Source organism: Acinetobacter sp. 197 (assembly GCF_048148385.1).
GTDB lineage: Bacteria > Pseudomonadota > Gammaproteobacteria > Pseudomonadales > Moraxellaceae > Acinetobacter > Acinetobacter pecorum.
This window is the reverse complement of record NZ_JAYWZK010000001.1, coordinates 285,146-298,843: the sequence shown is the minus strand read 5'-3', so window position 1 is coordinate 298,843 and position 13,698 is coordinate 285,146. Positions and strand designations below refer to the sequence as shown.

The following is a 13,698-nucleotide window of genomic DNA, read 5'->3' as shown; positions in this document are numbered from 1 at the left end:
ATTAGCGTACGTAGTACACTTCCACATCACTATCATCATCGCCATCTTCATCATCTTCGTCATCGCCCAGAATACCGGCAAGACGTTGCTGACGACGCATCTCACGATACGCTTCTTTTGCAGCGATGGTTTGTTCACGTGTTTCAGCTTCAAGCTGATCACGGAATGCTTTCATTTCTGCTGCATATTCTGGATCTTCAGTTTCGCGTTCACGCTGCTCTTCGATCTGATCCATCAGGTAGTAAACTACGTCCTTGGTGCCTTCAGCCGTTAAGCCAGAAGTTTCAAAAACCGGACCTTCCCACTGCAATTCTTCAAGAATATGAGTACACCATTCTTCACGTGTTTCCTCAGCCAACTGATCGACTTTGTTCAGCACCAATACGATCGGCAGTTTTGAAAGCGTTGGGGAGAAGTTTTTCAGCTCTTTCATAATTGCTTTGGCATTATGTGCCGGATCTGAACCATCAATCGGTTGTACGTCAACGATGTGTAACAAGATACGGGTACGCGCCAAGTGCTTCAGGAAGCGAATCCCAAGACCTGCACCTTCAGATGCACCTTCGATCAGACCTGGAATGTCTGCCATCACGAATGAACGGTGACTGTCGGCATCGACCACACCCAGGTTTGGCACCATGGTGGTAAATGGATAATCTGCCACTTTTGGTTTTGCAGCCGAGACTGCACGGATAAAGGTTGATTTACCCGCATTTGGCATACCCAGCAAGCCGACATCTGCCAGAACTTTAAGCTCTAGACGGATTTCACGGAATTCACCTTTTTGACCATGCGTACACTTACGTGGTGAACGGTTGGTCGATGATTTAAAGTGGGTATTACCTAAACCACCCTCACCGCCTGCCGCAACTTTCACGCGTTGACCATCTTCGATCAAGTCGCCAATAATGTCACCAGACTCTACATCTACAATTGTTGTTCCTACCGGAACTTTTAATACGGTATCTTCACCGCCACGACCAGCACAGTTCGCCCCACGGCCATTTTTTGCTCGTTCTGCACGGAATTTACGTGTATAACGATAATCAACTAGCGTACTGGTGTCGTCGTCAGCCTGAATATAAATGCTGCCGCCACGACCACCATCACCACCATCTGGACCACCAAATGGTACGAATTTTTCACGGCGAAAACTGGCTACGCCATTGCCACCGTCGCCAGCCTCTACGGTAATGACTGCTTCATCAACAAAGCGCATATTGCCAATCCTCTAAAAACTTTAAAACCCCATATTCTGCCATATTTTAAAGAATTTCTCGACTATATTTATGACACAATCAATGAAGATCGTTCACCTTGCTCTGAATTTTATTCAACAAGCCTGATTTCCTTGTTTTGAAAATTAAAAATCATATAATTCTTACTTATATAAGGTGTAATTAATAAGTTGCATTAGTATAGGCTCAAATCCTATCTGAGATTTTCTAATCGTTTCTCTAGCATATTTATTAGAATTCTTGTGTAAAATATCCCCATACTCAACATTACGTTCTTGTGTCTGCTGATTAAAACTTGTAGTGATTTCATACAAATTATCATTTAAAAGAATAATAGATTTCTTGATTTGTATTCTTAAATCATGAAATTCATTAACATTTTTCTGACTCTTTTCGAAGCTGATATTGCTTACACAAAAACCGCTAAATATTTCATTATTAAGTGCTCTTAATTCCAATATGTCAGTGGTTATATCTTTAGCTAAGATCGCTACAACCTCACTCCCTTTCTGCTCTCGCCAACTGTTATATGTCATCAATACTGCAACAGGTGCAAAGATCGCTGCAGACCAAAGCAAGAGATTGGTTGCTAAAGTAATATCAACTTTTAAAAGTTTAAAGATTGCATAAATCGCAATGCATAAAACTAAAATGATCGCGTACACTGCAAACAAAGTAGCAACCAGATTTTCTGACTTATTCCTGTCCTTGCTCACCCCAGAAGCAATTCAGCCTATTTTGCTACGCGCGCTTTATTCTCCACAATATCTGGCAGACTTTTCTCAATCCAGCCAATTAAGTACATAATTTTTTCAGCTGCTTGTGAACCGGTAATCGTCAACTGATATTCTACTTTCGGCGGCACGACCGGATAAACTGTTCTTAAAATAAAACCATCCTGCTCCAGCATTTTTAAAGTCTGGGAGAGCATCTTTTCACTCACCCCTTCGATGCGCTGTTTCAACTCGCTAAAACGATGCACTCCTTCACTGAGACAGCGCAAAACTAAAACAGACCACTTATTAGCGATATGCTCTAATATTTCTCGAGAAGGACAATCAGTGGATAAAACTTGCCCCAATAATTTACTGGTTTCATAAGCAGACATAAAAATCTTCCTTTCTAGTAATAAGCTTACTTTTTAATATGGGCTTAAATTGAGTAAGTTATCAGATTAATATTTATTCATCAAAAAAAGCGAGAATAAAAAATGAAAATTGCAATTACTGGCGCAACGGGTCATCTCGGTCACCTGGTTATTCAACACCTACTTCCTCAAACATCTGCAAATAATATTGTTGCCTTGGTGCGTAATGTAGAAAAAGCTGAATCATTTCAAAAGCAAGGAATCGAAGTTCGCCATTTTGATTATGATCAAATCGAATCTCTTCAGCCTGCCCTCCAGGGGATCGATAAATTACTTTTAATCTCTGCCAGTGAAATTGGTCGACGGACACCGCAGCACAAAGCGGTAATCGATGCTGCTGTTGCGGCTAAAGTTCCCTATATTGCCTACACCAGTTTATTGCGTGCAGATACCTCCCGGCTTAGTCTTGCACAGGAACATCGTGAAACAGAACAATTTATTCATGATAGTGGCTTAAGATATACCTTATTAAGAAACAACTGGTATATCGAGAACTACCTGGCCAATATTCAACACACGATTGACTCAGGTATTTTCTATGGTGCGGCTCAGGATGCCCTTATCAGCGCTGCTCCACGTGAGGATTATGCAGAAGTTGCAGCAAATGTCCTGCTAGGTTCAGATCATGACAATAAAACGTATGAATTGGCGAGTTCTAAAGCATTTACCTTCGACACTTTGGCTAAAACGATTTCTGAAATTAGCTCGAAAACTGTCATTTATAAGAACTTGAGTGCTGAAGACTACAAACAAATGCTTCTACAGGCAGGACTACCTGAAAGCTTAGCTGAGACCATGGTGGAGGCAGATGTTGAAGCAATTCGTGGTGCATTTTTCAGTGAGAGTAAAGATTTAGAAAATTTACTGAAGCGTCCTACCACCCCAATTGAAACGACAGTTAAATCTTCACTTACCTCTTTTTGATCCCGTATAAAAAAGAGCCTCAAATGAGACTCTTTTTTTAGCTAAAAACTAATTATGCATTAGTTTCAGCAGGAATTTTAGGATAGCTTACACCGCCCATCTGTTCAGCAATACGTAATACCTGGCAGCTATAACCTACTTCATTATCGTACCAAACGTAGCAAGTTAAACGGTTACCTGAAGTGATAGTCGCTTGCGCGTCAAATACACCTGCAGTACGTGAACCGATAAAGTCAGAAGATACCACTTCAGTCGAGTTGGTATAGCCGATTTGACCTTGCAGGCTAGATCCGATTGAAATCTGACGAATGTATTCGTTCACTTCATCACGATCAACATCCTGACCCAAGGTAAGGTTAAGAATCGCCAATGATACGTTTGGTGTAGGTACACGTACAGAGTTACCTGTCAGTTTACCTTGAAGAGCTGGAAGCGCCTTAGCAACTGCTTTCGCTGCACCAGTTTCAGTAATGACCATGTTCAGTGTAGCAGCACGGCCACGACGGTCAGCTTTATGATAGTTATCGATCAGGTTCTGGTCGTTTGTGAACGAGTGAACTGTTTCAACATGACCATTAATCACTGTGTATTTGTCGTTTAACACTTTTAATGTTGGAGTGATCGCATTTGTAGTACAGCTTGCTGCAGAGATGATTTTGTCTTCATCCAGAATGTCAGCCTGGTTCACACCAAATACCACGTTCTTCATGTCACCTTTACCCGGTGCAGTCAGAATAACACGGGCAGCGCCTGGACATTTCAGGTGCTGAGCAAGGCCTTCCACATCACGCCATTTACCTGTATTGTCGATAACAAGTGCATTTTCGATACCGTATGCAGTGTAATCTACTTCAGATGGGCTTGATGCATAGATCACTTTGATGAACTGACCATTAGCAATAATTGCTTCGTTTTCTTCATCAACAGAAATCGTACCCGCGAATGGACCGTGGATTGAATCACGACGCAATAAAGACGCACGTTTTTCCAGATCACCATCAGACGATTTACGAACGACAATTGCTTTCAGGTTCAAGCCACGGCCCAGACCTGACTGGCTGATCATCAAACGTGCAAGGATACGACCAATACGACCGAAACCGTAAAGAACAACATCTCTACCTTCAACAGAAGTTGGATTGCCTTCAAGAGATTTCACAGCGTCAGCAACGAATGCGTTAACATCCCCACCTTTTGCTTTGAACTCAACAGCAAGTTTGCCTAGATCGACTTCAGCAGTACCGATGTTGTCAATTTTCGCCAATGCTTCAAGGATTGGGAAAGTGTCTACAACAGAAAGTTCAACGTCTAGCACGCGAGTACGGCGATGTGCTTTCAGAATCTGAATCACAGAACGGTTAATTAAAGAGCGACCATAAACTGTAGCTACAATATTTTTTTCACGATATAACTGACCCACAAGGGCAATCATACGTTCCGCAAGTTCTTCACGGTTTTTCCAGCGACCTTGGTGCTCTGCATGTAGGGCAACGATAGTGTCTTTGCTCACAGATACGTCCTCTAATTAATTGTAAATCTAGGCATAAATTTCTAAACCCGACAATTGTAATGGAATTGGCGGCAAGTTTGAATCAAAAGCTCATTATGACGGGCAGTTTTTAACGTATATTCACTATAAATTTTAAAAATAATTGTAATTAGCTGAATGATTTTGCATCCAAAAATTTTAAAGATAGCTGTTTTTTAATCACAAGCATAAATTTGTTAAATGTTGTTTATTCATGCGATCTCTTCTTAATTTTAAGATTGAAGTCGATCTTTATAGTTTTCCAGATTTTTCTTAAGGGCCAATTGCTGTTTACGTTGTCTAAGTAAATGCAAGATTCCTTCCACCACCAGCACAAAGACAGCCAACCAGATTGGGATATAAGTCAACCATTCACCTGATTCCACGCGCTCACCAAGTGCCATTGAAGCAAAAGCCAGCAATACCGGTTCCAGATAGCTCAATAGCCCAAAAATCACAAAAGGCAAATATCGACTGGCCAAGATATAACTGCCTAAACCGAGCGCACTTAAAAAGCCTAATCCAAGCACTGCCAATATCAAGTGATAATGACTGAATATTAATGGCAAAGAGTCGCTATAAATAAAGCCAAGATAAAACGCAACAGGCAAAATCAGAAATAAATCCCACCAGAATCCACCCAGGTGATCGGTAGCAAATTTACGCCGCATAAAGAAATAAATTGGGTAAGCTAAAGCAACATAGACTGTTTCCCATGCGATTGAACCAATTCGCCAGATTTCATGCCCTACTCCCAATACTGCCAATGCAACAGCGACCATCTGGAAAGATGATAATTTTTCTTTGTAGAGCACACAGCCGAATAACACCATTACCAGAGGCAGGAGAAAATAGCCGAGCGAGACTTCGAGACCACGCCCATTGATAGGCCCCCATAAAAACAACCACAATTGTGTGGTACATAACAGCGAACTAATCAGCAACCAGATCAAAAATGAAGGCTGTCGTAATACCCGCTTAAAGATACTGCTGATATGTTTCAGGTCCCCTGACCACCACATAAATGCAGTCAGAAATGGCAAGGTCGCCAGCATACGCCAAGCAAAGGTCTGTTCACTGTCTAAAGGCTGTAAAAAGGGCGTAAATATATAGAGCACTCCAAAAACCACGGAGGCCAATACAGATAACGCAATGCCTTTATACATAGTCAAACTCTACTTTGATTCGTCTGCATTATAGCGACTAGCATTATAGAAAGCTTGATAATTCACTTATATAAAAAGGTCTCCATTTAAAATTAGATATTATGTTTTCACACAGCATAAAAAACCATGCCTAAGCATGGTTTACATAAAAACGCTAAACTTATCTTTGAGTTTGCTTGGTATAAATCACATCACTCAGGTCATAGCCCACCGACTGTGCATATTGCAAATATTCATTCACTACGTTTTTATCCAGTTGGGGATTACGGGAAAGTATCCACATGTATTTACGTTTAGGCTCGCCCACCAGAACAGTCTGATAGTTCTCATCCAGTTTTAAAACCCAGTAATCACCACGGGCGACCGGAATCCAGCGAATAAAGTCTGGCAAGAAACTGACTTTTAACTTGGTATTCTGTGGTGGATTCTGCGCAAATGCCTCACCCAGTGATTGGGTTTGTCCACCATCTTTTTTAATGCAGCGGTTATCCACCACAATATTGCCATTTTCATTTAAAGTATAAGTTGCTGTGACATCACGATCACACTTATTTTGAAAATATAGAGGCTTGCGTGCTACTTCGTACCATGTCCCCAAATAACGGTCCAGTTCAACTTTCTCAATGGTCGGTAATGGCTCGTCTTTCGCATAAGCCATAGTAGCGGCGCCCAAACCGAGAAGAACCGCGCTACCCACCGCAATTTTTGCCAGCTTTAATCCGGTACGTGAAGATTTTTGAGTTGTCATAAAGATACCTATTGCATGTTCACAAAATATTTATTTAAAAAATTCTGTTCCTACAATAGCTTTATCACAGCCCTTAATTTGTTACATTGTGTTTGCTTTGTGATTGATTTTACGTCATTTAAATAAGATTTAATGCAACAATAATCAATCAAACATCTGGGCTTTCAAGCGTAAAATTTCATCCCGCATACGTGCAGCCTGCTCAAACTGCAGCTCTTTGGAAGCTTTCAGCATCTCTTTTTCCAGTTTGTTAATATGTTTCGCAAAAAGTTTCGGATCTGCCATGATATGCCGCTCATCCGCACTGATGGCACGTGCCTGATCTGATACGTGTAATTTAATGGATTCATCATTCAATATTTCACCCGTATCAATTTCCTTGATCACCTGACGCACTGCACTACGTGGCGTAATACCATGCTCTTCATTAAACTGAATCTGCTTGGCACGACGACGGTCCGTTTCATCAATCGCTTTCTGCATCGAATCAGTAATACGATCAGCATACAGAATCGCCTTACCTTTCAGGTTACGCGCAGCGCGGCCAATGGTCTGAATGAGAGAGCGCTCAGAACGCAAAAATCCTTCTTTATCTGCATCCAGAATCGCCACTAATGATACTTCCGGCATATCAAGGCCTTCACGCAACAGGTTAATTCCGACCAGCACGTCATGAACCCCAGTACGCAGCTCATGAATGATTTTTACCCGTTCAACAGTATCGATATCCGAGTGTAAATAAGCGACCTTAATCCCATATTCTTTCAAATAAGAAGTCAAATCTTCAGCCATGCGCTTGGTCAAGGTTGTAACCAACACCCGCTCATTAATGTCTTTACGCAGATTAATTTCTGAAAGCACATCATCGACCTGTGTCAAAACTGGACGGATTTCAATTTCCGGATCGATCAGACCGGTTGGACGTACCACCTGCTCGACAATCTGCTGGGATTTTTCCAGCTCGTAACGTGCGGGCGTTGCGCTAACATAAACAGTCGTCGGCACAATACGTTCCCATTCTTCAAATTTCATCGGCCGGTTATCCAGCGCACTCGGCAAACGGAATCCGTAATTGACCAGATTTTCTTTACGCGAACGATCGCCCTTATACATGGCGCCAATCTGCGGCACCGTCACATGTGACTCATCAATAATCAGCAAGGCATCATCAGGAATATAATCGAACAAGGTCGGTGGCGCTTCACCCGCAGGACGGCCAGATAAATGGCGTGAATAGTTTTCAATGCCGTTGGTATAACCCAGTTGCTGCATCATTTCCAGATCATAGCGTGTGCGCTGCTCGATGCGCTGGGCTTCCAGCAGTTTGTCATTTTCCCGGAAGAACACCAGACGCTCTTTAAGTTCTTCCCGAATGGTTTCGATGGCACGGGACAAATTGTCTTTCGGCGTAACATAATGGCTTTTAGGATAAATGGTTACGCGAGGCACTTTACGAACCATTTTCCCGGTCAGCGGATCAAACCAGCGAATGGAGTCAACTTCATCATCAAACAGTTCAATCCGGATCGCATCCTGATCGGATTCAGCCGGAAAAATATCAATAATTTCGCCACGAATACGATAAGTACCGCGCAGGAATTCCAGTTCGTTACGCGAATACTGCATTTCGACCAAACGGCGAATAATATCATCACGGCCAATGCGGTCGCCTTCCACCACATGCAGCAACATGCTCATATAGGCATTCGGATCACCCAAACCATAAATCGCAGATACCGATGCGACAATAATCGCATCACGTCGCTCTAGGAGTGAACGGGTTGCAGAAAGGCGCATCTGGTCAATATGGTCATTAATTGCAGCATCTTTCTCGATAAAAGTATCTGAAGATGGCACATAGGCTTCCGGCTGGTAATAATCATAATAACTGACAAAATACTCAACAGCGTTATTGGGGAAAAATGCTTTAAATTCGCCATAGAGCTGCGCAGCCAAAGTTTTGTTATGCGCCATGACGATGGTCGGACGCTGGGTCTGTGCAATGACATTGGCCATGGTATAGGTTTTACCAGACCCGGTAACCCCCAGTAAAAGCTGATCATGAAAACCCTGTTCAATGCCTTTGACAAGTTTTTCAATGGCCTGTGGCTGATCGCCTGCTGGTTGATAACTGGTCACTAATTCAAAGGGCTTTTTATCACTCATAGCTTTCGCTGACTTCGCTGCGGATATAGATTTGATTTATTATGAGGGTAAATTGGAATTACTCAATCCCTGCTTAGGTTTCTGTTTGGTAAAATAAAACAATATTACTATTCATTATTTGTTAGCACTTTAATCGCCATCTGGTTTGAAAAATCATCAAAAAATATACAGTTACAAAGCGAATAAATATAGTACAGACCATGCATTTTCAGACAACAACTTTATTTAGGTTTACTCGGTATGCTGTTTTGGATCATGGGTGGAATATTGTCCTATCTGTTTGGATAGCGCTGCAGAATAATGCCTTGACCCCTCTTCATTTCACGGGCAACATGAAGATCAGGATGGCCTAGAATAGACAATTATGACTTACCACTATCACGATGAAAGTATTGTTAAATCCCTTCCAGAAAATACCGTTTTTGTATTTGGCAGCAACCTGGCTGGCCAGCATGGTGGTGGTGCAGCTAGAACGGCACTTGAGCATTTTGGCGCAGTCATGGGCGTCGGTCGTGGCTGGGCGGGTCAAAGCTATGCCATTCCCACCATGAACGAGCATTTGCAACAAATGCCGCTCTCACAAATCCAGCACTATATTGATGACTTTAAGATTTACACCAAAAACCATCCTAAAAACAAATATTTTATTACTTCCATAGGCTGCGGGATCGCAGGTTATAAGGTCGAGGAAATTGCACCGATGTTCAAAGGCATCTCGCGCAATGTCATTTTCCCGCAATCTTTCCGTCCTTTTGTCGAAAAACCCTTGCCCAAATTAACCGCAAATTTCTTGCATACCATTTTCCGTGATTCGGTCATTTTAACTCCGGCCAGTGATGAGCTGATTGAAGAACTGCCTTTGACTGAAAATGAAAAAAGTCTGGCAAGGATTATTTTAAATACTCAGATCTACCCGACCGACAGCAATGGACGGGAACGTGTTTTTGAAATTGAAGATATCCTGCATAACCTGAATACCAAGCTGGTCGATTTTCAAAGCCAGAAAGAAGGTGCCATGTTGTTTGGAGGCGTGATTTTAGCGCTACTGGAACTTTATAATATTAACGAGAAAGATTTTATTGATGTCTGGCAAGGTGAGCGAGAAATTGCTCCACCCAAACCGGAAAATAAAGCACGTAAAAGTATTCGTTAAGTGGCCACAGTACTCCTTTTTAAAAAAGCCAATGTCTGAATTGGCTTTTTTTTGGCTACTCAAATATTGAATATGAAATAGATCAGGTCTGGATTTTGTTTTGTTTGGTATCTAGAAAGCTTAAATATTTCGTTTGCTTTATTAAAAATAAAATTGAAATAGATTTGGATCATCCGGTTTTTTTACTTTTTCATGCTCAGGAAGCTGCAAAAATGAAATATTGATCGCCAACTCCCTAAAAATTTCTACAAAAAAAGCCATGATTTATCATAGCTTTTTGAGTCTGATCAATTAGCGTTTGCCCATTGAGCGGCGAGTACCACGTGGCGGCATCCAGGTACGGTCAGCATAGCGCTGTGGTCTTGGTCTTAAATCTTCCAGAACTTCTTCAGCAGCATTTTGCTCTGCTTGTTTAATAGGGAAAGGTAAATTGACCAAGGGCTTTTTTTTGGGAGTCGTTTGGGTGCTCATATGATTCACTCAATAATATATATAACTATTGTACAAAAAAACTCAACCCACTGGGTAGCAGGATCTTAGATAAATTCATCTCGACGTATTTTTTAAAATAATAAATGTGCTCAGACAGACATTTGCATGAACCATGTCCAGCCTAAAATTTACTTAAATTATCATGTAGATAATCAGAAATTAGTCTGATCGATAGTTGAGTTAATTCCAAGCTAAACTTTCTTTATATTTACATTAAAATTAAGCAGCAAACTCCTCATTTTTCAAAGCACTTTTCTTTAAAAAAGCAACTACGATACACATAAAGCATACAGCCGTTACCAAGATTAACTATTGATTAACTTTTAGCCTATTGTTCTATAACTGAATTTTTAAATTTAATTCACATAATTAATGAACTAGAAAAACGAATAAATACACTGGACATGGAGTTCCAAATCAATGAAAAAAATGCTGGCGTGTATGGCAGGCTTGGCGACTTTACCTATGGTCGCTCATGCAGATTCCCCTTATTTTAGCTTGCAGGATGGAGATGGCTTTAAACGCTTTTCTGTATCCGTTGGTGCATTGCATGTAATGCCGCAAGGTAAAGCACAGCCTGTTCGTGTCAATACTGCAATTAATGAAGGCTATCAATCCAAAGTGGGAGATATACAGGCGGAAACCGTCATAGACAACCTTGATCCTGACCGCAAACCAAATCGTGTCGTCGAAGGATTAGTAAGGTTAATTGGTGCCTTTGGCGGTAAGGTATCTAGTGGCCTTTCTGGAGATTCCTATGTATACGGTCTTTCAGAATGGGATAATCCAGGAACGGGTCTTGAAGCAGATGATGTCACCACCCTAGGCCTCCTGACCAACTATTATTTTACCGATAATATTTCTTTTGAAATGAAGGCGGGTATTCCCCCCAAGGTAGATATCAAGGGAAAAGGTACAATCTATGCACCATTTGCTGCTGTGGCAACGCCTTTGGGTGGGATTGCAGGTAATTTAAATCTTGCCAATGACATCAAAATTACAGATCTAGCGCAGTCCAGCAAAGCTGCAGAAGCACGTGCCTGGACCCCGGCTTTTGAACTCCAGTATCATTTTGGTAAAACTGGGGTAAATAAATTCCGTCCTTATGTTGGGGTAGGATTTATGTATGCTTATTTCAATGAACTTGAAATAGATCAAGGTATTGAATCTGATCTAGTTGCTGCAGGCCACATGATCCAGAATATTATTAATCAGAATGCTGGTGCTTCCCTGGAAATGAAGGATAGCACGGGTAGAATGAAAGTGGATCTTGAAGCTACCGATGCTTTTGTCCCCATAGCTACTGTTGGCTTTACTTATGATTTCAATGATAAGTGGTTTGCGGTGGGTTCAGTGTCTTATGCCCATTTGCAGAATGAATCTAAAATTACTGTAATTAATGAAAATACCGGACAGACCTTGATTAATTCAAAAGCCGATATTGAAATTAATCCGATTCTGGCCTATGCCGGATTTGGAATGCGCTTCTAAGTTAATTTTTTACTTTTTAAGAAAACGGCTCCGGCCGTTTTTTTTGCGAATCATATTGATAAAAAAAATTTATCTTTTGATCAATTTTTATTTAATCGCCTCTCTTGCCTGAATCGAATACTATACCTATCAACTTTTATAGGCATGAATGATGTATGGCTGACGGTCAGTTTTCCAAAGCTCTGGTTTTTATGCTCATTGGCTCCGCCATTATCTTGGCATTGTCGCTGGGCGTACGACATGCATTCGGCCTGTATCTGGTGCCGATGAGTGAAGAATTTGGCTGGGGTCATCATGTTTTTAGTCTGGCGATTGCCATGCAAAACCTGATCTGGGGTGCAGTTCAGCCCATTACCGGGGCATTTGCCGATAAATATGGTAGCAAGATTGTCGTTGCTGTAGGTGGAGCTTTATATGCAATTGGCCTGCTCCTGATGGCAGTCAGCTCGACCGGGCTACTACTCAATCTGAGTGTAGGGTTAATTCTGGGTCTCGCCCTGTCAGCTACGTCATTTCCGGTGTTATTGTCTGCAGTGGGGCGTGCAGCACCGCCAGAAAAGCGTAGTCTGGCCATGGGAATTGCCAGTGCAGCCGGATCTTTTGGCCAGTTTATCATGCTGCCTTCAACCCTTTTACTCTTACAGAATGTCGGCTGGTCAGCAGCATTGGTGGTTAGTGCCATTCTGATTGCACTGATTGTGCCATTGGCCTGGATGCTAAAAGCACCGATGTATGTTAATCCCAACGCAGCCTCTACCCCAAATATAGTCTCATTGAGTTTTAAACAAATTCTGGTCGTAGTGAAAAATCATAAACCGTTCTGGTTTCTGGCTCTGGGCTTTTTTGTCTGTGGTTTCCAGGTGGTATTTATTGGCATCCACCTGCCTGGCTATCTGATTGATCATGGTTTTAATGCCACAACAGGTACAATTTTTCTGGCGCTGGTCGGTTTGTTTAATGTGGTAGGCACCTATACTGCCGGCTGGTTGGGTGGGAAATATTCCAAGCCGCATCTGCTGATGGGTCTTTATGGTTTGCGCGGGATCGCGATTATTGCCTTTCTCATGCTGCCTCTGAGTACATGGACAGTTTATGCCTTTGGTGTCATCATGGGATTACTCTGGTTATCGACCGTTCCGCTGACCAATGGCATTGTCGCGAATATGTTCGGGGTGAAATATCTGACCATGCTCAGTGGCATTGTGTTCTTTACCCATCAGGTTGGCTCATTTTTCGGTGGCTGGCTGGGTGGAGTCAACCATGATTTGAGTGGCAATTATAATGCGGTGTGGATGCTGTCTATTGTCCTCAGCATTTTTGGGGTACTGGTGCATTTCTGGGTCAATGAGGAGCAAATCGTCCATGACTGATTCTCTACTGAAACTCAAAATTTCGATTACTTTAGTTCTCCTGCTTTTACTGGCTCTGTCGATTATGCTCTGGTTCCAGACCCCTGAGCTGTTTGAATATTTTAATCAGGCTTTCTGCGCACACTAAACTGCTGGAATATCCTCAGCAAAAAATACGCAATCCATCGCACAATAAGTTAAATGCTGTAAAATCAGCAAAATAATAAAAATATAAGCTTCTTCATAAACTTATCACTTCTTTTGATTTTATTTCAGTCCGGAATTTTCTTAGATTC

Annotated in this window: 13 protein-coding genes; 5 read left to right on the top strand and 8 right to left on the bottom strand. The window is 41.8% G+C overall.

From position 1 onward, the window contains the following. Nucleotide 1: 1 nt before the first annotated feature. The 3 genes from cgtA to VXQ11_RS01375 form a co-directional block, all read right to left on the bottom strand. Nucleotides 2-1,219 carry an Obg family GTPase CgtA gene (gene cgtA, locus VXQ11_RS01385; protein ID WP_064095497.1) on the bottom strand — a complete coding sequence of 406 codons (1,218 nt, stop codon included), beginning with the start codon at nucleotides 1,217-1,219 and terminating at the stop codon, nucleotides 2-4. A 162-nt stretch (nucleotides 1,220-1,381) separates the two neighbouring features. Then, nucleotides 1,382-1,912: a hypothetical protein gene (locus VXQ11_RS01380; RefSeq protein WP_416705236.1), complete on the bottom strand. Its 531-nt coding sequence runs from the start codon at nucleotides 1,910-1,912 to the stop codon at nucleotides 1,382-1,384. A gap of 59 nt (nucleotides 1,913-1,971) precedes the next feature. Then, nucleotides 1,972-2,346 carry a winged helix-turn-helix transcriptional regulator gene (locus tag VXQ11_RS01375; RefSeq protein WP_064095498.1) on the bottom strand — a complete coding sequence of 125 codons (375 nt, stop codon included), beginning with the start codon at nucleotides 2,344-2,346 and terminating at the stop codon, nucleotides 1,972-1,974. A gap of 102 nt (nucleotides 2,347-2,448) precedes the next feature. Here VXQ11_RS01375 and VXQ11_RS01370 point away from each other — a divergent pair, with 102 nt between their 5' ends. Continuing rightward, nucleotides 2,449-3,309 (top strand): SDR family oxidoreductase, encoded by an 861-nt coding sequence (locus VXQ11_RS01370; protein ID WP_416705235.1) that lies wholly within the window; start codon nucleotides 2,449-2,451, stop codon nucleotides 3,307-3,309. A gap of 52 nt (nucleotides 3,310-3,361) precedes the next feature. Here VXQ11_RS01370 and VXQ11_RS01365 read toward each other — a convergent pair whose 3' ends face one another. The 4 genes from VXQ11_RS01365 to uvrB all read right to left on the bottom strand — a co-directional run bounded on the left by VXQ11_RS01365 (nucleotide 3,362) and on the right by uvrB (nucleotide 8,917). Beyond that, nucleotides 3,362-4,819, bottom strand: coding sequence for a glyceraldehyde-3-phosphate dehydrogenase (locus tag VXQ11_RS01365; RefSeq protein ID WP_416705234.1), 1,458 nt, complete (start codon nucleotides 4,817-4,819; stop codon nucleotides 3,362-3,364). A gap of 251 nt (nucleotides 4,820-5,070) precedes the next feature. After that, nucleotides 5,071-6,003 carry an EamA family transporter RarD gene (rarD, locus tag VXQ11_RS01360; RefSeq protein WP_144724508.1) on the bottom strand — a complete coding sequence of 311 codons (933 nt, stop codon included), beginning with the start codon at nucleotides 6,001-6,003 and terminating at the stop codon, nucleotides 5,071-5,073. Nucleotides 6,004-6,163: 160 nt separating this feature from the next. After that, nucleotides 6,164-6,751, bottom strand: coding sequence for a lipocalin family protein (locus VXQ11_RS01355; protein ID WP_416705232.1), 588 nt, complete (start codon nucleotides 6,749-6,751; stop codon nucleotides 6,164-6,166). Between the two features lie 144 nt (nucleotides 6,752-6,895). Further along, nucleotides 6,896-8,917: an excinuclease ABC subunit UvrB gene (gene uvrB / locus VXQ11_RS01350; protein ID WP_416705231.1), complete on the bottom strand. Its 2,022-nt coding sequence runs from the start codon at nucleotides 8,915-8,917 to the stop codon at nucleotides 6,896-6,898. Between the two features lie 364 nt (nucleotides 8,918-9,281). Here uvrB and VXQ11_RS01345 point away from each other — a divergent pair, with 364 nt between their 5' ends. After that, entirely contained in the window at nucleotides 9,282-10,070 is a 789-nt protein-coding gene (locus VXQ11_RS01345) for a hypothetical protein (RefSeq protein WP_416679960.1), read from the top strand. Nucleotides 10,071-10,361: 291 nt separating this feature from the next. On the opposite strand, the gene VXQ11_RS01340 is transcribed toward VXQ11_RS01345, so the two are convergent. After that, nucleotides 10,362-10,541, bottom strand: a complete 180-nt coding sequence (locus VXQ11_RS01340) for a hypothetical protein (RefSeq protein ID WP_064095505.1) — start codon at nucleotides 10,539-10,541, stop codon at nucleotides 10,362-10,364. 441 nt (nucleotides 10,542-10,982) lie between these two features. On the opposite strand from VXQ11_RS01340, the gene VXQ11_RS01335 reads away from it, so the two are divergent. The 3 genes from VXQ11_RS01335 (at nucleotide 10,983) to VXQ11_RS01325 (ending at nucleotide 13,550) form a co-directional block, all read left to right on the top strand. Next, nucleotides 10,983-12,053: an OmpW/AlkL family protein gene (locus VXQ11_RS01335; RefSeq protein ID WP_416705230.1), complete on the top strand. Its 1,071-nt coding sequence runs from the start codon at nucleotides 10,983-10,985 to the stop codon at nucleotides 12,051-12,053. Nucleotides 12,054-12,208: 155 nt separating this feature from the next. Continuing rightward, on the top strand, nucleotides 12,209-13,423 hold the full coding sequence (locus VXQ11_RS01330) for an MFS transporter (protein WP_416705229.1): 1,215 nt from the start codon (nucleotides 12,209-12,211) through the stop codon (nucleotides 13,421-13,423). Further along, entirely contained in the window at nucleotides 13,416-13,550 is a 135-nt protein-coding gene (locus tag VXQ11_RS01325; protein WP_289812007.1) for a hypothetical protein, read from the top strand. Before VXQ11_RS01330 ends, VXQ11_RS01325 begins: the two co-directional genes overlap by 8 nt. The last annotated feature ends 148 nt before the right edge of the window (nucleotides 13,551-13,698 follow it).

What these genes read in the sequence shown, in the direction of transcription:
- VXQ11_RS01335 (WP_416705230.1), top strand. Translation starts at nt 10,983, where the DNA reads ATGAAAAAAATGCTGGCGTGTATGGCAGGCTTGGCGACTTTACCTATG.
- VXQ11_RS01370 (WP_416705235.1), top strand. Translation starts at nt 2,449, where the DNA reads ATGAAAATTGCAATTACTGGCGCAACGGGTCATCTCGGTCACCTGGTT.
- VXQ11_RS01340 (WP_064095505.1), bottom strand. Translation starts at nt 10,541, where the DNA reads ATGAGCACCCAAACGACTCCCAAAAAAAAGCCCTTGGTCAATTTACCT.
- VXQ11_RS01330 (WP_416705229.1), top strand. Translation starts at nt 12,209, where the DNA reads ATGGCTGACGGTCAGTTTTCCAAAGCTCTGGTTTTTATGCTCATTGGC.
- VXQ11_RS01345 (WP_416679960.1), top strand. Translation starts at nt 9,282, where the DNA reads ATGACTTACCACTATCACGATGAAAGTATTGTTAAATCCCTTCCAGAA.
- rarD (WP_144724508.1), bottom strand. Translation starts at nt 6,003, where the DNA reads ATGTATAAAGGCATTGCGTTATCTGTATTGGCCTCCGTGGTTTTTGGA.
- cgtA (WP_064095497.1), bottom strand. Translation starts at nt 1,219, where the DNA reads ATGCGCTTTGTTGATGAAGCAGTCATTACCGTAGAGGCTGGCGACGGT.
- VXQ11_RS01355 (WP_416705232.1), bottom strand. Translation starts at nt 6,751, where the DNA reads ATGACAACTCAAAAATCTTCACGTACCGGATTAAAGCTGGCAAAAATT.
- VXQ11_RS01375 (WP_064095498.1), bottom strand. Translation starts at nt 2,346, where the DNA reads ATGTCTGCTTATGAAACCAGTAAATTATTGGGGCAAGTTTTATCCACT.
- VXQ11_RS01325 (WP_289812007.1), top strand. Translation starts at nt 13,416, where the DNA reads ATGACTGATTCTCTACTGAAACTCAAAATTTCGATTACTTTAGTTCTC.
- uvrB (WP_416705231.1), bottom strand. Translation starts at nt 8,917, where the DNA reads ATGAGTGATAAAAAGCCCTTTGAATTAGTGACCAGTTATCAACCAGCA.